Below are 15273 nucleotides of genomic sequence, written 5' to 3'. Positions count from 1 at the left end.
CCCGGGTCCTGGGCCGCATCCGCGAGGAGCGGCGACCCGAAGCTCCGACCGTGACCCAGCCCAACGACCACCCCGTCCACTTCGTCGTCGGCGCCGCCGGCGGCATCGGTTCCGCCCTGTGCCTCGCGCTGGCCGAATCCGGCGCACAGCTCGTCCTGGCCGGCCGACGCGCCGAACCGCTGGAAAGGCTCGCGGCGCAGCTCGGCGCGCGATCGGTGGTGCTCGACGCCACGGACCCCGCGGCCGTGGACAGCGCGGTGGCCGCGGCCGCGAAGGAGTTCGGCCGCCTCGACGGTCTGGTCAACCTGGCCGGCTCGATCCTGCTGAAGCCGGCCCACCGCACGAGCCCCGAGGAGTTCCAGGAGACACTGGCCCAGAACCTCACGACCGCATTCAACTGCGTGCGCGCCGGCGCCAACGCGATGCTGCGCACGGGTGGATCGATCGTGCTGCTCAGCACCGCCGCGGCGCGCACCGGCCTCGCGAACCACGACGCCATCGCGGCCGCGAAGGGCGGCGTCATGGGCCTGACCCTGTCGGCGGCGGCCAGCTACGCCCCGCGCGGGATCCGCGTCAACACGGTCGCGCCGGGCCTCGTGGACACTCCGCTGGCCGCTCCGATCCTCGAGAACGAGGCCTCGGCGAAGGCGTCGACGGCCATGCACGCGCTCGGACGCCTGGGCCGACCCGACGACGTGGCCCGCGCGATCCAGTGGTTGCTGGACCCCGCGAACGACTGGGTCACCGGTCAGGTGCTCGGCGTCGACGGCGGACTGGGTACGGTGCGCCCCCGCTGAACCGCGCCGGCACGCGTCGACGGACAGCGCGAGCAGGAACCGCCGTGACCACCACCGATCCCAAGGCACCGCACGCTGGCGGCGACGTCCTGCGCCTCGAACGCGCGCGCCGCACGTACCGCCGGGGCGAGGCGCCGGTCGCGGCCCTCGACGGCATCGACCTCGTCGTGCGGCCCGGCGAGTGGGTCGCGATCGTCGGTCCGTCGGGGTGCGGCAAGTCGACGCTCCTGAACATCGCGTCGGGCGTCGATCGACCCGACCCGCCCCCCACCGGCGGCCGCGCGATCCTGTGCGGCGTGGACCTCGCGGCGGCGACCGAACGCGAACTCGTGCACCTGCGCCGCACGGCCGTGGGCGTCGTCTTCCAGGCCTTCCACCTGGTCCCGAATCTGACGGCGCTCGAGAACGTCGAGCTGCCGCTGGCTCTGGCGGGCGAACGCGGCGATCCGGGGCGCGCGCGCGAACTGCTCGAGCGCGTCGGACTCGGTGCGCGACTGAACCACCACCCGGGCGAGTTGTCCGGCGGCGAGGAACAGCGCGTGGCCGTGGCGCGCGCGCTCGTCCACCGCCCGCGCCTGGTCGTCGCGGACGAGCCCACCGGCAACCTCGACTCGGCCTCGGGCGCGCTGGTGCTCGACGTGCTCGACGAGCTGCGCCGCACCGAGGGCGCCGCGCTGTTGATGGCGACCCACGACGACGCGGTGGCCGCGCGCGCGGATCGCACGGTACGCATCGTCGACGGACGCATCGTGGACGGTCGAACCAGTGCGGACGCGGAGCCGACGCACCGGCGGTCCGCGCGATGAACCACGCGCTCCTGCGACTGCGCCCGATCGTCGCGCGACCCGGACGCCTCTTCGCGAGCGTGCTCGGCGTGGCGGTCGGTGTCGCGGCGGTGATCGCGACGGTCGCGGGCAGCGACGCAGCCGTGGCCAGCCTCGCGCGCGACGTCGAGGAACTGGCCGGGCCGGCGGTGCTCGAGGTGCGCGGACCCGGCGGCGTGCCGTTCGACCGACTGGTGGCGCTGGCGGCGGTCGCGGACACGGTCGATCTGGCGCCGGTGGTCGAGGACACCGCCCGCGTCGCGCCGAGCACGCAGGACCCGAGCGCCGAAGCCGGTGTGCGCCTGCGTGTCCTCGGCCTCGACCTCGTCTCCGACCGGCGCCTGCGCGCGGAAAAGACCGGTGGCGCGACCGAACTCACCGACGTCTTCGAGGGCGACGGAGCGGACGGCGATCTGCGCACGCTGCTGTTCGAGCGGGGCGTGTTCGTGCCGCGGCCCCTCGCCGACGAACTGGGCCTCGAGCGCGGCGATGCGCTGTCGCTGCTCGCGACCGGTGGCCCGACCGCGCTGCCGATCGTCGCCGTCTTCGATCCCGGACGCCTCGCGAGCCCGTGGGCGCGAACGGTCGTGGTCGACACCGGGACGGCGCGCGAGCTGTTCGGCCGCGGCGAGCGCTTCGACCGCGTCGAACTCGTCCCGCGCGGGCCGCAGCCGATGGACGGCGCGACGATCGCGGCGCTGCGCGAACGCGTGGACTCGTTGCTCGCCGTGGACGATGCCCGCGCGCGTCTGTGGGCCGACGCCCCGTCCGCGCGCCGCGCCGAGGGCGAACGCCTCGTCTCGTCGCTGCGCTTCAACCTCACGGCGCTGTCGGGCGTGTCGATGTTGGTCGGCATCGCGCTGGTGGCGACGACCCTCGCGACCAGCGTGGTCCAACGCCGCGACCGCTTGGCCCTGATGCGCTCGCTCGGTGCGTCGCGCGCCCAACTGGCGGCCGGCGTCCTCGGCGAAGCGGCGATCATCGGACTCGCCGGCGGCGTGCTCGGCGTGGTCTTCGGAGCGTTCGGGGCGCGCGCTGCCGTGGTCGGCGTCCAGGGAGCGGCCTACTCGATCGCGCCCGACGCGTTGGGCTCGAGCGCGACGTTCCAGACGTGGTGGCTGCCGTTCGGCGTCGTGCTCGGCGTCGGCGCGGCACTGTTCGCAGCTCTGTTGCCGCTGCGCGAAGCGATCGGCGTACCGCCCGTGCAGGGCCTGCGCGCCGAACGACCGTCGCGCATGGGCCCGCGCGGACACCTCGCCTGCTGGGGCGCCGTCGGTGGACTCGTGCTGGTCGCGATCGGGTTGCTCCAGCTGCCGCCGATCGGACGCAAGCCCGTCTGGGCGCTGACCGCGTGCCTGTTGTTGCTGGCGGCGTCGGTGGCGTGCACGCCGTCGCTCGTCGACCTCGTGGCGCGTGCGCGCGTGGGCCGTGGGCCGCGCGGCGTGGCCCTGCGACTCGCGCAGGCGGCACTCGCATCGAGTCGCGGGCGCGCGGCCTGGGCGGCGGGCGCGGTCGCGATCGCGGTCGGACTGGCCGTGGCGATGGCGACGATGGTCGGCTCGTTCCGACTGACGGTCGTCGAGTGGACGGACGAAGCGATGACCGCCGACCTGTTCGTCAGTTCCGGCGCGGGCGAGACGTTGGACGAGAACGTCGTGGCCACCGCGACCGAGCTGTTCGGCGCGAACAACGTCTCGTCGTACCGGCAGGCCGACGCGCGCTACGCGGGCGAGCGAGTCCTCCTGGGCGGGTCGCCGTTCGTCGTCCACACCCGGCACGGGGACACGCCGCTGCTCGCGGGCGGACCGGCGGCCGCGGCGTTCGAGCGCGCGCTCGCCGTGGGCGGCGTCCTGGTCAACGAACCCTTCGCGCGCCGCTTCGACGTCTGGGTCGACTCGACGATCGAACTCGAGACGGCGGGCGGCCTCCTGCGCGCGCCGGTCGTCGCCGTCGTGCGCGAGTACGCGGGTCAGGAGGGGCGCGTCCTGGTCGACGAAGCACGTTGGCTCGAGCTGCACGACGGCGGCCTCTCGCGCACCGTCTCGATCCACCTGCCGCCGGACGCGGACATCGAGGCCGACCGCACGCGTTTCCTCGCGGCGCTCGGGAACGACGCCTGGGTCGACGTCTTCGTGCGCCGCGAGCTGTTCGACCGCGTACTCGGCATCTTCGATCGCACGTTCGCGGTGACGATCGCGCTGCAGGTCCTCGCGTCGATCGCCGCGGCCCTCGCCGTCGTCACGGTCCTCGGTGCGCTGGTGCGCGAGCGGCGCTTCGATCTGGCCGTCGTGCGCGTGATCGGTGCCGCGCGCAGCCAGGTGGCGACGCTCGTTCTCGGCGAAGCGCTGGTCCTCGGACTCGTCGGCGCCGCGGCCGGCACGGTGCTCGGCGTCGCCGTCGGCTGGATCCTCGTGACCGTCGTCAACGTGCAGTCGCACGGCTGGAGCCTCGCGTTCCTGCCGCCCTGGAAGCCGGTGCTCGTCACCGTCGCCGCCGTCCTTCCCGCGTGCGTCCTGGCCGGTCTTCCTCCGGCGCTCGGCGCGCTGCTCCGTCCCCCGCGCGAGGTGCTCCGTGAAGTGGGTTGATGCGAACGTCGTGCGACGCGCCTGGGCCGTCGTCGCTCTGTGCTGTGCGGCCTCATCGCCCGGGACCGTGACCGACGACGGCTGGCCGAGCGTTCCGCGCGAGCTCGAACTCACCTATCCGCGCGATCACGGCGCGCACCCCGAGTACCGCACCGAGTGGTGGTACGTCACGGGCCAGGGCGAGGCGCCCGACGGACGGCGTTTCGGCGTGCAGTTCACGATCTTCCGCGTCGGGCTCACCCCGTTGACCGGAGTCGAGACGCCGTCCGATATCGCGCTCCGTCAGGCCTACGCCGGACACTTCGCGATCACCGACGTGGCCGCGGGACGGCTGCGACACTCGGAACGGCTGCAACGCGGCGGCACGCCCCTGGCGACCGCCAGCCTCGAGGACCTCGACGTGCGACTGCTCGACTGGCGCATCCACCGCACCGAGGACGATGTCCTGCACATCACGGCCGGTGATCGAGTGGAGGGCATCGCGGTCGATCTCGAGCTCGCTCCGACCAAGCCGCGCGTTCTGCACGGCGAGAACGGCTGGTCGCGAAAGGGCCTCGAGGTCACGAACGCGAGCGCCTACGCCTCGTTCACACGACTCGCGCTGGACGGAACCGTGAGCCTCGACGGCGCCAGCATCGAGCTGGACGGCACGGCCTGGTTCGACCAGGAGTTCGGCTCGAGCGTCCTCGGCGAGGGCGTCGTCGGTTGGGACTGGTTCGGGCTGCACCTGGACGACGGTCGCGATCTGATGTGCTTCGTCCTGCGGCGCGACGACGGTTCGATCGACCCGGCTTCGGCCGCGACCCTGGTGGACCAGGACGGAGATGCGCGACCGCTCACGCGCGACGAGTTCGAACTGACGTCGAGCGGCGCCTGGACGAGCCCCGTCTCCGGCGCGACCTATCCGAACCGCTGGAGCGTGAGCATCCTGGACGAGGCCCTCGAACTGGACGTCGAACCGTTCGTCGCGAACTGCGAGCTGGTCACGGGCGCGTCCACCGACGTGAGCTACTGGGAGGGTCCCGTGCGGATCACCGGGCGTTCGCGAGGTGCACCGATCGCGGGCACGGGCTACGGCGAACTGACGGGGTACGCCGGCTCGATGGGCGGGCGGCTGTAGTTCGAACCCGGGACCGAGCCTTGCACACGGTGTTCGTCATGGTCCAGCCACGACGATCCACGACGCCTCAGTCCGCGGCGGCCGACGGCTCGAGCAACGTCCGCAGCATCGCATCGAGCCGTTCGGTGGCGTCGACGTCGAGCGGTTCGAACTGGCTCGCATGGAGCGCCTCGACGTCGCGATAGAGACCCTCGCAGGTCGACCGACCGTGCGGCGTCACGCGCACGCGCACCACGCGGCGGTCGAGCGGGCAGCGTTCGCGAGTGACCAACTGCGCCGCCTCCATCCGCCCGACGAGGCGCGTCACGTCCGGGACCCGGTGCAGCAGGTTGTCCGCGATGTGCTGGCACGGCACGCCTTCCTCGGGCGCCTTGACCAGGATGCGCAGCACGTTGAACTGAGCGAGAGTCAGCCCGCGCGAGCGGAACAGCGAACTGAAGTCGCCCGACAGGCGATCGGCGACCTGGATGATGGCCAGGTACGCGCTCCGTGCGGGGGTCTCAGCGATGTCGTCGGACATGGGAGGCAGGGACGGCGGGCAGGGCCGTGTCGCACCATCCTGCGCACGGCCGCTCTGCGAAACAACGCTGCGACCGCACCCTTTCGCCCTAGTGGTGCGGGAGGGGCGCGACGGACGGAAGGGCGCTCTCGTCGACGGCCCGCGCGGGAGCGAACCGCAGCATCAGCGTGGTGAGCAGCGCGTACTCGATCGACAGCGCCAGGTAGGTCGCCCAGGGCTCGGTCCCGCTCGCCGCGATCGCTCCGAACTTGGTGCCGCCGTAGAAGGACATCGGCCCGCCGACCGCGCCCAGACAGAACGCGAGCCACCACGGGCGCCGGCCGAGCCACGCGAGCGACAGGCGCGGCATCGTCGCGAACCCGATCCACAGAGCGGTGATCCAGGGCGGCACGACGAGGAAGTTCCACGCGGCGTCGGACGTGGGGTACGCGATCAGTCCTGTCGCCTTCAGCGTCGAGTCGAGGACGGTCCCGACGAGGCCGACCGCGAGCAGGTAGAGCAGTTCCCGAGAACGCTCGCGGGCCGGCGTCATCAGGACGAGATGGTGCAGCACCATCGCTCCGAACGCGGCCGGGCCGAGCCACAGCGCACCGCGCTTCGCCCCTTCGACCGCAGCGAACCAACAGGCGTTGAAGACGAGGAAGTTGGCGAAGTTCTTCAAACGCTGTCGTGTACCGCTCCCGCTCGAGCGTGCGGCCTCAGAAACTGCCGTCCGTGACGCTGCCGGCCGTCACCGGCGGCGGCAGGACGGGCGCGCGGTGGGCGAACGGTTTGGCGTAGAGCACCTGGGACACGCCGATGTGACGCTCCGCGAAGCCGCCGGCACAGTAGGCGAAGTAGAACTCCCACAGGCGCAGGAAATCCTCGGACAGGCCGAGTTGCTTGGCTTCGTCCCAGCCGGCGCGCAGGTTCGCGTGCCAGACGCCGAGCGTGCGGGCGTAGTGCGCGCCGAAGTCCTCGAGGTGTACCGCGGTCAGGTCGCTGTTCCTCGACATCGCCACCTGCAGCGCCGTGATCGACGGGATGCACGAGCCGGGGAAGATGTAGCGCTGGATGAAGTCGACCGACCCCTTCGCGCGCTCGTAGTGCGAGTCGGCGATGGTGATCGCTTGGATCGCCATGTAGCCGTCGGGCTTCAGCAGCGCGCCGCACTTCTCGTAGAACTCGCCGAAGTACTGGTGCCCCACCGCCTCGATCATCTCGACCGAGACGAGACGGTCGTAGGTGCCCGTCAGATTGCGGTAGTCCTCGAACAGGAGCGTGATGCGGTCCTCGAGACCGGCCTTCTCGATGCGCTCCTTGGCCAGGTCGTACTGCTGTTGCGAGATGGTGGTCGTCGTGACGCGGCAGCCGTACTCGCGCGCGGCGTGGATCGCGAGCGCGCCCCAACCGGTCCCGATCTCGAGCAGGTGGTGGTGCGGCTGCAGGTCGAGCTTCTTGCAGAGACGGTCGATCTTGGCGAGCGACGCCTCCTCCAGCGTCGTGTCCTCGCCGTCGAAGATGCCGCACGAGTAGGTCATCGTCCGGTCGAGGAAGAGGGCGAAGAACTCGTTCGACAGGTCGTAGTGCGCGGCGATGTTCGCGCGCGCCTGGGCGTGCGAGTTGCGGCGCAGGCGGTGGTAGAGCGCGAAGAACGGCTGGGAGAGGCGTGCGAGCCCACCCTCCATCGCGGAGAGCACGTCGTGGTTGCGGACCATCGTGCGCACGACGGCGATCGGGTCGTCCGTGGACCACCATCCCGCCGCGTAGGCCTCGCCGGCGCCGATGCTGCCGCGCAGGGCGATCGAGCTCCAGAAGCGGTCGTCGTGCACCGCGATCCGCACGCGCGGCTCGGTCGCGCCGAACTCGAAGCGCTGGCCGTTCGCGTGCAGCTCCAGGGTGCCGTGCTCGAGCTCGCGCAGTCGCGCCAGCACCGCGCGCGCCATCCACGACAGCGGACGCACCTGCGCCGGAGCGGCCGGTGCGGGAGCGGTCGAGGAGGTGCTGGCCGGCTTCGAGGGAACGGTGGTCGGTGTGGTCTTCATCGCGAATCGGCGGCCGGGCCGCCAGGGGTCGCACGCTTCTTCGGGTGGACGAAGAAGGGAGTGCGCTTGAGATAGAGCCGCAGCGCCTGCCAGTAGATGGCCAGGTGCACGCGCCAGGTGAGCAGCGGGTGACGGACGAGGAAGCCGGCGCACGCGAGGCCCGTGAGTTCGCGCCGCTGGCACGCGAGACTCACGTGGAAGACGACCCGTCCGTCCTCGCGATTGGTCATGCGCACGTCGAGCTCGTCCCCGGGGACCGAGAACGACCACTCGTACGACTGCTCCATCCCGAAGAACGGCGAGACGTGGAAGTCCTTGTCGAACGTCCAGCGCAGGTGCCGCCGCCCGGGGCCGGCCTCGGGGCCCGCGGACGGGGTGTCCGTACCGCGGGCGTCGAGGACGTAGGCGTGGCGTTCGCGCCAGGGAGTGTTCGTGATCTCCGCGACGACGGATTCGAGCTGACCGGCCGGGTCGAAGCAGTAGTAGAACGTCACCGGATTGAAGACGTAGCCCCAGGTCCGCAGCTGGGTGAGCATGCGGACCGCTCCGGTGGGCCTGCGCCCGAGCGCCCGCTCGACGCGGTCCAGGACGGCCTCGCGCAGAGAGACGGCCGGATCGCCGAGGTAGTCGGAGCGCCGGAAGCGGACGACGTTCGGCCCGCGGAGCGACCACAGCCAGCGGCGGGCGAAGACCTCGTCCAACTCGTCGAGGTCCAGGTAGACGAACCCGACGCGGTAGTCGAAGGCGTGCTCGCGCGGCCCGAGGCGACGGTGCGACACGCGACCTTCGAAGAGGCCGCTGGCGAGGGTCGCGGTCAAAGCGCGGCTCCCCGTGCGACGACTGCGTTCGACGGCGCGAGGATGCGCTCGGCCACGCGCAGTCCGCTGCGCACGCCGTCCTCGTGGAACCCGTAGCGCCAGTAGGCGCCGGCGAAGTGCACGCCGCCGACCCCGTCGACCTCGTCGTGCCGCGCCTGCATGGCCACCGCGCGCGTGGTGAAGATCGGGTGGTGGTAGACGATGCTGCGCTCGACGGTGGCCGGGTCGACGTCGGCGTCGCGGTTGAGCGTCACGAAGTGGTCGCGCGACGTCGGCAGCGACTGCAGCTCGTTCATCCAGTACGTCACCGTGGACAGCTCGCTGGCCGGCTCGGTGACGTGGTAGTTCCAGGCCGCCCAGGCCTTCTTGCGGCGCGGCATCAGACTGGCGTCGGTGTGCAGCAGCGCCGTGTTGCGCTGGTAGCCGAACGCACCGACGACCTCGCGTTCGGTGGCGGTGGCGCCATCGCCGAGGATCGCGAGCGCCGTGTCCGAGTGGCAGGCGAGGACGACGCGGTCGAACGCTTCCTGGGAGCCGTCCCGCGTGCGCAGGACCACTCGACCGCTGCGGCGTTCGAGGCCGACGACCGGCGTTTCGAGGCGGATGCGGTCGGCCCAGGGCCGTGTGATCGCGCGCACGTACTCGCGACTGCCGCCCGTGACGGTCAGCCACTGAGGGCGATCGTCGACCTGGAGAAAGCCGTGGTTCTGGAAGAACTGGACCAGGAAGCGCAGCGGGAAGTCAAGCACGCCGTCGGTCTCGGCCGACCAGATCGCCGACGTCATCGGGACGATGTGCTTGTCGACGAACATCGCCGAGTAGCCGCCCGCGTCGAGGAACTCGCCCAGCGTCGCGCCGTTCTCGGCCTGCTCGAGGATCGACGGTGCCTCGCGATAGAAGCGCAGGATGTCGCGCACCATCCGCCAGAAGCGCGGGCGCAGGAAGTTCGTGCGCTGGGCGAAGAGTGCGTCGAACGAGGTGCCGTTGTACTCGAGCCCCGTGCCCTCGCACTTGACCGAGAAACTCATGTCGCTCGCCTGCCAGGCGACGCCGAGCTCGGTCAAGAGCGCGATGAAGTTCGGGTAGGTCTTCTCGTTGAAGACGATGAAACCCGTGTCGATCGGCACCGTGCGCGGCGCCGGCTCACCGCTCGGACCGGGCGCCGTGACGTCGACCGTGTTCGTGTGGCCACCGACGTACGCACCGGCCTCGAAGACCGTGATGTCGTGCGCCGCGTGCAGGTGGTGGGCGGCGACGAGCCCCGAGATCCCGCTGCCGACGATCGCGATCTTCATCGCGCTGCGCGTCCGCGCGTGACGGCGCTCTTGTCGAAGCGAGCCCCCGGAGCGTCGGGATCGCTGATGCGCTCGGTGGCCACGCGCGCGGGGACAGGGCGCAGGTCGGACACGAGCCCGATCCGCTCCAGCAGACACAGCCCGTAGTAGGTGATGTCGATCTCCCACCACCGGAAGCCCTGACGCGCGGACGACTGGTAGTGGTGGTGGTTGTTGTGCCAGCCCTCGCCCAGCGTGATGAGCGACAGCAGGAAGTTGTTGCGCGAGTCGTCGGCGGTCGGGAAGACGCGTTTGCCGATGCGGTGCGCGAGCGAGTTGATCGAGAACGTGCCGTGGTACAGCACGACCGTCGAGATCGAGAAGCCCCACACGCCCATCTGCATCGCGTTGGTACCGAGACTCGGCGCGAAGACCTCGAGCGCCCAGCCGAGGCCCAACATCCCCGCCAACGTGAGCAGCGGCACCAGCACGTCGAAACGGTCCAGGAAGCGCAACTCGGGGAAGCGCGCGAAGTCGCGGATGTTGTCGATCTTCGTGTGGTAGTTCTCGCGGCAGACGATCCAGCCCACGTGACTCCAGTAGAAGCTGTTCTGCACCGGAGAGTGGACGTCGCGCTCCTCGTCGGAGTAGCGGTGATGGTCGCGGTGGTGCGACGCCCACCACAGCGGTCCGCGCTGGACCGCCATTCCGCCGATGCACGCGAAGACGAACTGCACGGGGCGCGACGTCTTGAAGGCGCGGTGCGAGAAGTAGCGGTGGTAGAAGCCGGTGATCGCGAACATCCTCACCAGGTAGAAGCCGACCGCGACGGCGACGGCGACCGGACTCCAGCCGACCCAGATCACCAGCAGGCACGACAGGTGGAGGATCGCGAAGGGCACGACGCGCGACCAGTCGGGCGCGCGTTGATCGACCGTCGGGTCGATCTGGACCGCCCACGAGTCGAACCAGCCCAAGAGGTTGCGCGCGAGGCTGGGCGCGGGCACGGCGGCGCTCGCGGCAGGTGCGCCGGTCGCGTCGTCGAGCGGCTGTTCGCCGAGCTCCCCCACTGTCGTTGCCCTCTTCATTCGTGTGTCCGTTCGCTTCGCCGATCCGCCGCCCGACTCAGAGCTCGCTGGCGCGCAGCCGCTGGTGCTCGACCACCCACTCGCTCCCCCCCTTCCAGGCGAACAGCTCGGCGCAGGCCAGGAAGAATACGCGCCAGCGGTGGAACCACAGCTCGGCCTGGTCGGAACCGTAGGTCTCGCGGAAGATCGCGAGCACGTCGGCCCGCCGGCGCTCGATGTTCCGGAGCCAGTCCTCCGAGGTGCGGGCGTAGTGCTGTCCGGACTCGATCCAGCGCTCCTCGACCTCGAACGGGATCGCGGACTCGCCCTCGCAGAAGTCGATCTGGTCCACGGCCGGCATCTGACCGCCGGTGAAGAAATAGCGACTCATCCAGTCGGACTCGTCGCGTGCTTCGAACGGATAGGCGTAGCGCACGTGCGCGAAGACGTGGAAGAAGAGCTTCGCGTCGTCCTTCAGCCAACCGCGCACGCGCCGCAGGAGCGCCGGCCAGTTGCGCATGTGCTCGAACATCTCGACCGAGACGGCGCGATCGAAGCGCCGGTCGGACTCGAAGACGTTCATGTCACAGGTGACGACTTCGATGTTGGTGATCCCGCGTTCGGCCGCGCGCGCCAGGATGAACTCGCGCTGCGGTGCGGAGTTCGAGACGGCGGTGATGCGGCTGTTCGGGTACTTCTCGCCCATCCACAGCGTCAGCGAGCCCCAGCCGCACCCGAGCTCGATCACGTCCTGGCCGTCGACGAGCTCGGCCCGTTCGCAGGTCAGCGCGAGCATCGCCTCCTCCGCCTCGTCGAGCGTGGTGCGCTCGTCCGCGTAGAAGGCGCTCGAGTACTTGAGCCGCGCGCCGAGGGCGATGCGGAAGAACGCCGGCGGCACCTCGTAGTGCTGTTCGTTGGCCTTCTCGGGCACCGGTGCGACCTCGGCCGCGGCCATGGAGGCGACCCAGCGACGGATCGCGGCGTCGCGGTCGGGCGCGTGCAGGGCCTCCTGCTCGGCCTCGCGCTCGGCGAGCAGCTTGCGAATGCCGCGACGGATCAGCGGCTTGGGGACGAGTCCCTTCTCGACGAGTCGGATGGCGGTCTTCATGGTTCGTTCGAGCGCGCGGCTCAGGAGTTCGCTTCGGCCGACGTGTTCACGGGACCGGGGAAGAAGGCGTTGGTCTCGCGCTGGTAGCGGCGGTAGTCGTCGCCGCGGCTGCGCACCGACTGCGCCTCGGTCGGCGGGATGCCGGTGACCTTGGTCACGAGCACCAACATCGCGAGCGGAGCCACCCACAGCGTCCAACCCCACGGCAGGCCCACGGCCAACAGCGGGTAGACGCACCAGTGCAGCCACTCGAAGAAGTAGTTCGGGTGCCGCGAGTAGCGCCACAGCCCGGCGCGGCAGGTCTTGCCCTTGTTGGACGGGTTCGTGCGCCAGGCCGCGAGTTGGCGGTCGGCGACGGCCTCGCCCGCGATCGACGTGATCCACAGGACGACGGCCAAGACGTCCCAGACCCGCCAGCCCTCGGCGGACTGGGCGGCGAGGTGCAGGAAGGGCAGCGCGAGCAACCAGGCGAGCAGGGCCTGGATCGCGAAGAAGAGGACCATGAAGCGGTCGAAGCGCTCGCCGTAGCTGCGGCGCATCTCGGCGTAGCGACCGTCCTCGGCCTCGCCGCTCACCCGCACGAACAGGTGCCAGGTCAGCCGGGCGGACCACAGGCCCCCGAGCGCGCCGACCAGGATCCGGCGCGGCTCCCAACCGTCGCCGAGGGCGCAGAAGAGGACCGCCATGACGCCGATCGAGCCGGCCCAGGCCACGTCGACGATGCCCGCGTTGCCGGTGCGGCGTTGACGGAGCCACATGACGGCCATCAGGACACAGGTCGCGACGAGCGAAACGAGGGCGAGGGTCCAGTTCACGGGGGGAGTTCGTTCATGGCTCGCCCTCGGATGCATCCGCGTGGTGGGCGCCGGGCGAACCACGAGACATGGAAGATCAGAACGAAGGCCGGGTGGCGGCGACCACCGGATCGCAGTTTTCTGGGGCCCGGCCGCAGGAGGCCTCGGGCGCCCGTCGCCGGAAGGGCCCGAAGCTCGCCGTGCGCCTGGGCCTCACCGTCGTCGGGGCGGCGGCCGTGGGCGCGACCGCGGTCCTGGCCGGCTGTGCGTCGATGCCGAAGAGCGAGATCCGCGCGCAGCTGCTGGCGCTCGAGAAGAACCGCGCGGTGGCCGACATCGGGCTCGAGAGCCTGACGATGCGGGCCGACCTCGACGGCGAGGGCGCGAGGGAGTACGAGCTCGTCTACCTGCACGTCCCGGTCGACCCCGGCTACAGCGGGCCGTCGCGCGCGCCGATCGTCCTGGTCCACGGCACCCCGGACACGCTGTTCGCCTGGTCGCCGCTGATCTTCGGCGAGGACGGCGGACCGGGGCTGGCCGGCCCGCGCGACGTGTACGCGATCGAGGTGATCGGGCACGGGATCGCGCCGGGCTCGGGGCGGGGCACGACCTTCGAACGCTGCGCGCGCTTCGTCAATGCCGCCGTCGACGCCCTCGGGATCGAACCGGCCCACATCGTCGGCAATTCGTACGGCGGCGAGTTCGCGTGGCGCGCGGCCCTGAACGCGCCGGGCGACTTCGCGAGCCTGACCATCATCGACAGCTCGGGCTACGAGCGGCGTCCGGAGGAGTTCCTGCCCGAGGAGGTCGAGATGCGCGAGAACGGCCTGGCGGGGATCGGCTACCTGATCAATTCGCGCGAGCGCATCCGCACCGCGCTCGAGCCGCACTACGACGTCGTGCCCGACGGCCGCGTCGACGAGGTCTTCCTCGTGGCCGAGAACCGCGACAACTGGCTCGCCATGGTGGACCTCGTTCGCGACGAGGAAGGCTGGCGCCAGGACGAGATCGCGAACATCACCACGCCCACGCTCGTGGTCTGGGGCGAGAACGACATCGCCTACGATCTGGACCGCTTCGGGCGGCGCTTCGCGGAGGACCTCCCCTACTCGAAGCTCGTCGTCTTCCCGGACACCGGGCACTATCCGCACGAGAGTCGACGTCGGGAGTTCCTCGCGACCATCGAGGACTACTACCGCCAGATCGAAGGAGTTCGATAGATGAACAGGATCCGCACCGCCACGCTCACCCTGCTCGCCGCCGCCGGCTCGCTGCTCGGGTCGGACGAGAACGAGACCCCCTCCGAACCGTCGCGCCTGGAGCCGCGGACGATGGCGTGGCAGGACCTCGGTCCGGCGACGTTCGATCCTGCCTGGCTCCTGCCCGAGAGCCGGGGCGACGGAGGCAGCGACCTGTTGACGCGCATGCGCACGCTGCTGGCGCTCGAGATCCCGTGGACCGAGGCCGACGGTACGCGCAGCACGTTGCGCTTCGCCGACCTGGTCGTCGCGACGCGCGGCCTCGACGACTCGGAGACGCGGAAGTGGCTGAAGTCGCTCGCGAAGCGCTCGCCCGCGTTCGAGAAGGAGTGGGGCGACGCGGTCGGCCAACTGCTGCGCGACGACTACCTGCGCTCGAGCAAGTGGAAGCCGTCGAACGACTCCGAGACGGACGGGATCTACTTCGGCGACTCCTGGGAACTGCACGAGGACCCCGAGAACACGTGGGGCACGGACGGCGAGCCGCGGATCGAGCAGGCGACGTCCGTCTTCCTGGCCGACATGGACGCGATCAAGGAGGCCGAGAACGACTACCGCGCCTATCCCGACAACGTGGGCGCGGACTACGAAGCGATCGGACCGGTGGCGGACAGTTACTTCATCGGTGTCGACGCGGCCGAGAACCGCTTCGCGTGCCACCGGCTCTACTTCCGCCAGGACCTGCCCTTCCCGTTCTCCGACTACGAGTGCGACCTGCACATCCTGTCGCGCATCAACGCCCTGGGCGAAGTCGTGACGGACATCTATTCGCCGACGGACGACTTCTACTACATGGGCGGGCGCGACACGTTCCTTCCGCTCGAGACCGCGGCCGGCGACTGGGTCGGCTACCTGAACGTGCGCTGGTTCGGATTCGACCTCGACGGCGTGCCGGACGGCGCGAGCGATCGCAAGGAGGCCATGCGCGGCTCGCTGGGCAATCTGCGCCGCAACGCCGAACGCATCTTCGCGGAGTCCGGAGGAGAGCGACGAACCGAGGTGGGCGTCGTTCCGCCGTTCGAGGTCGTCGGCACGCTCCAGGAGTGACGGCGCGCGCGTCGTTCGATCGACGTGCAAGAGCGG

The 15273-nt window shown here is 70.7% G+C and carries 14 protein-coding genes; 6 read left to right on the top strand and 8 right to left on the bottom strand.

The window, feature by feature from the left end; translation table 11 throughout:
• The first annotated feature begins 50 nt into the window (after positions 1 to 50).
• From Pla163_RS01925 to Pla163_RS01910, 4 genes are all read left to right on the top strand, one after another.
• Positions 51 to 797 carry an SDR family NAD(P)-dependent oxidoreductase gene (locus Pla163_RS01925; protein ID WP_145182750.1) on the top strand — a complete coding sequence of 249 codons (747 nt, stop codon included), beginning with the start codon at positions 51 to 53 and terminating at the stop codon, positions 795 to 797.
• A gap of 44 nt (positions 798 to 841) precedes the next feature.
• On the top strand, positions 842 to 1603 hold the full coding sequence (locus Pla163_RS01920) for an ABC transporter ATP-binding protein (protein WP_145182748.1): 762 nt from the start codon (positions 842 to 844) through the stop codon (positions 1601 to 1603).
• Positions 1600 to 4206, top strand: coding sequence for an FtsX-like permease family protein (locus Pla163_RS01915; protein ID WP_145182745.1), 2607 nt, complete (start codon positions 1600 to 1602; stop codon positions 4204 to 4206). The genes Pla163_RS01920 and Pla163_RS01915 overlap by 4 nt, the downstream gene beginning before the upstream one ends.
• Before the next feature lie 67 nt (positions 4207 to 4273).
• On the top strand, positions 4274 to 5326 hold the full coding sequence (locus tag Pla163_RS01910; RefSeq protein WP_419186212.1) for a lipocalin-like domain-containing protein: 1053 nt from the start codon (positions 4274 to 4276) through the stop codon (positions 5324 to 5326).
• Positions 5327 to 5393: 67 nt separating this feature from the next.
• Here the strand turns inward: Pla163_RS01910 and Pla163_RS01905 are convergent, their stop codons facing one another.
• From Pla163_RS01905 to Pla163_RS01870, 8 genes are all read right to left on the bottom strand, one after another.
• Positions 5394 to 5846 carry a MarR family winged helix-turn-helix transcriptional regulator gene (locus Pla163_RS01905; RefSeq protein WP_145182740.1) on the bottom strand — a complete coding sequence of 151 codons (453 nt, stop codon included), beginning with the start codon at positions 5844 to 5846 and terminating at the stop codon, positions 5394 to 5396.
• An 88-nt stretch (positions 5847 to 5934) separates the two neighbouring features.
• Complete coding sequence (locus Pla163_RS01900; RefSeq protein WP_145182737.1) at positions 5935 to 6507, bottom strand: DUF2878 domain-containing protein; 573 nt, start codon at positions 6505 to 6507, stop codon at positions 5935 to 5937.
• Positions 6508 to 6544: 37 nt separating this feature from the next.
• The gene (locus Pla163_RS01895; RefSeq protein ID WP_145182734.1) at positions 6545 to 7870 is read right to left on the bottom strand and encodes an SAM-dependent methyltransferase; all 1326 of its coding nucleotides are present in this window, start codon (positions 7868 to 7870) and stop codon (positions 6545 to 6547) included.
• A complete protein-coding gene (locus Pla163_RS01890) occupies positions 7867 to 8790 on the bottom strand; it encodes a DUF1365 domain-containing protein (protein ID WP_145192297.1) in 924 nt (307 codons plus the stop codon). Before Pla163_RS01890 ends, Pla163_RS01895 begins: the two co-directional genes overlap by 4 nt.
• Positions 8685 to 9983: an NAD(P)/FAD-dependent oxidoreductase gene (locus Pla163_RS01885; protein ID WP_145182731.1), complete on the bottom strand. Its 1299-nt coding sequence runs from the start codon at positions 9981 to 9983 to the stop codon at positions 8685 to 8687. Before Pla163_RS01885 ends, Pla163_RS01890 begins: the two co-directional genes overlap by 106 nt.
• Complete coding sequence (locus tag Pla163_RS01880) at positions 9980 to 11050, bottom strand: acyl-CoA desaturase (protein ID WP_145182728.1); 1071 nt, start codon at positions 11048 to 11050, stop codon at positions 9980 to 9982. Before Pla163_RS01880 ends, Pla163_RS01885 begins: the two co-directional genes overlap by 4 nt.
• Before the next feature lie 37 nt (positions 11051 to 11087).
• A complete protein-coding gene (locus tag Pla163_RS01875; RefSeq protein ID WP_145182725.1) occupies positions 11088 to 12137 on the bottom strand; it encodes an SAM-dependent methyltransferase in 1050 nt (349 codons plus the stop codon).
• Positions 12138 to 12157: 20 nt separating this feature from the next.
• Positions 12158 to 12904, bottom strand: a complete 747-nt coding sequence (locus Pla163_RS01870) for a DUF1295 domain-containing protein (protein ID WP_419186503.1) — start codon at positions 12902 to 12904, stop codon at positions 12158 to 12160.
• Between the two features lie 116 nt (positions 12905 to 13020).
• Here Pla163_RS01870 and Pla163_RS01865 point away from each other — a divergent pair, with 116 nt between their 5' ends.
• Both Pla163_RS01865 and Pla163_RS01860 read left to right on the top strand, forming a co-directional pair.
• Positions 13021 to 14151 (top strand): alpha/beta fold hydrolase, encoded by a 1131-nt coding sequence (locus Pla163_RS01865; RefSeq protein WP_145182719.1) that lies wholly within the window; start codon positions 13021 to 13023, stop codon positions 14149 to 14151.
• A complete protein-coding gene (locus tag Pla163_RS01860; protein ID WP_145182716.1) occupies positions 14152 to 15237 on the top strand; it encodes a hypothetical protein in 1086 nt (361 codons plus the stop codon). It abuts the gene before it with no gap.
• The last annotated feature ends 36 nt before the right edge of the window (positions 15238 to 15273 follow it).

The organism is Rohdeia mirabilis (assembly GCA_007750655.1).
GTDB lineage: Bacteria > Planctomycetota > UBA1135 > UBA1135.
This window is presented reverse-complemented; position numbering and strand designations above follow the sequence as displayed.

Excerpts from the sequence above, each read along its gene's own strand:
- Pla163_RS01915 (WP_145182745.1), top strand. The coding sequence starts at position 1,600 with ATGAACCACGCGCTCCTGCGACTGCGCCCGATCGTCGCGCGACCCGGA.
- Pla163_RS01905 (WP_145182740.1), bottom strand. The coding sequence starts at position 5,846 with ATGTCCGACGACATCGCTGAGACCCCCGCACGGAGCGCGTACCTGGCC.
- Pla163_RS01895 (WP_145182734.1), bottom strand. The coding sequence starts at position 7,870 with ATGAAGACCACACCGACCACCGTTCCCTCGAAGCCGGCCAGCACCTCC.
- Pla163_RS01885 (WP_145182731.1), bottom strand. The coding sequence starts at position 9,983 with ATGAAGATCGCGATCGTCGGCAGCGGGATCTCGGGGCTCGTCGCCGCC.
- Pla163_RS01880 (WP_145182728.1), bottom strand. The coding sequence starts at position 11,050 with ATGAAGAGGGCAACGACAGTGGGGGAGCTCGGCGAACAGCCGCTCGAC.
- Pla163_RS01875 (WP_145182725.1), bottom strand. The coding sequence starts at position 12,137 with ATGAAGACCGCCATCCGACTCGTCGAGAAGGGACTCGTCCCCAAGCCG.
- Pla163_RS01870 (WP_419186503.1), bottom strand. The coding sequence starts at position 12,904 with ATGGCCGTCATGTGGCTCCGTCAACGCCGCACCGGCAACGCGGGCATC.
- Pla163_RS01865 (WP_145182719.1), top strand. The coding sequence starts at position 13,021 with ATGGAAGATCAGAACGAAGGCCGGGTGGCGGCGACCACCGGATCGCAG.
- Pla163_RS01860 (WP_145182716.1), top strand. The coding sequence starts at position 14,152 with ATGAACAGGATCCGCACCGCCACGCTCACCCTGCTCGCCGCCGCCGGC.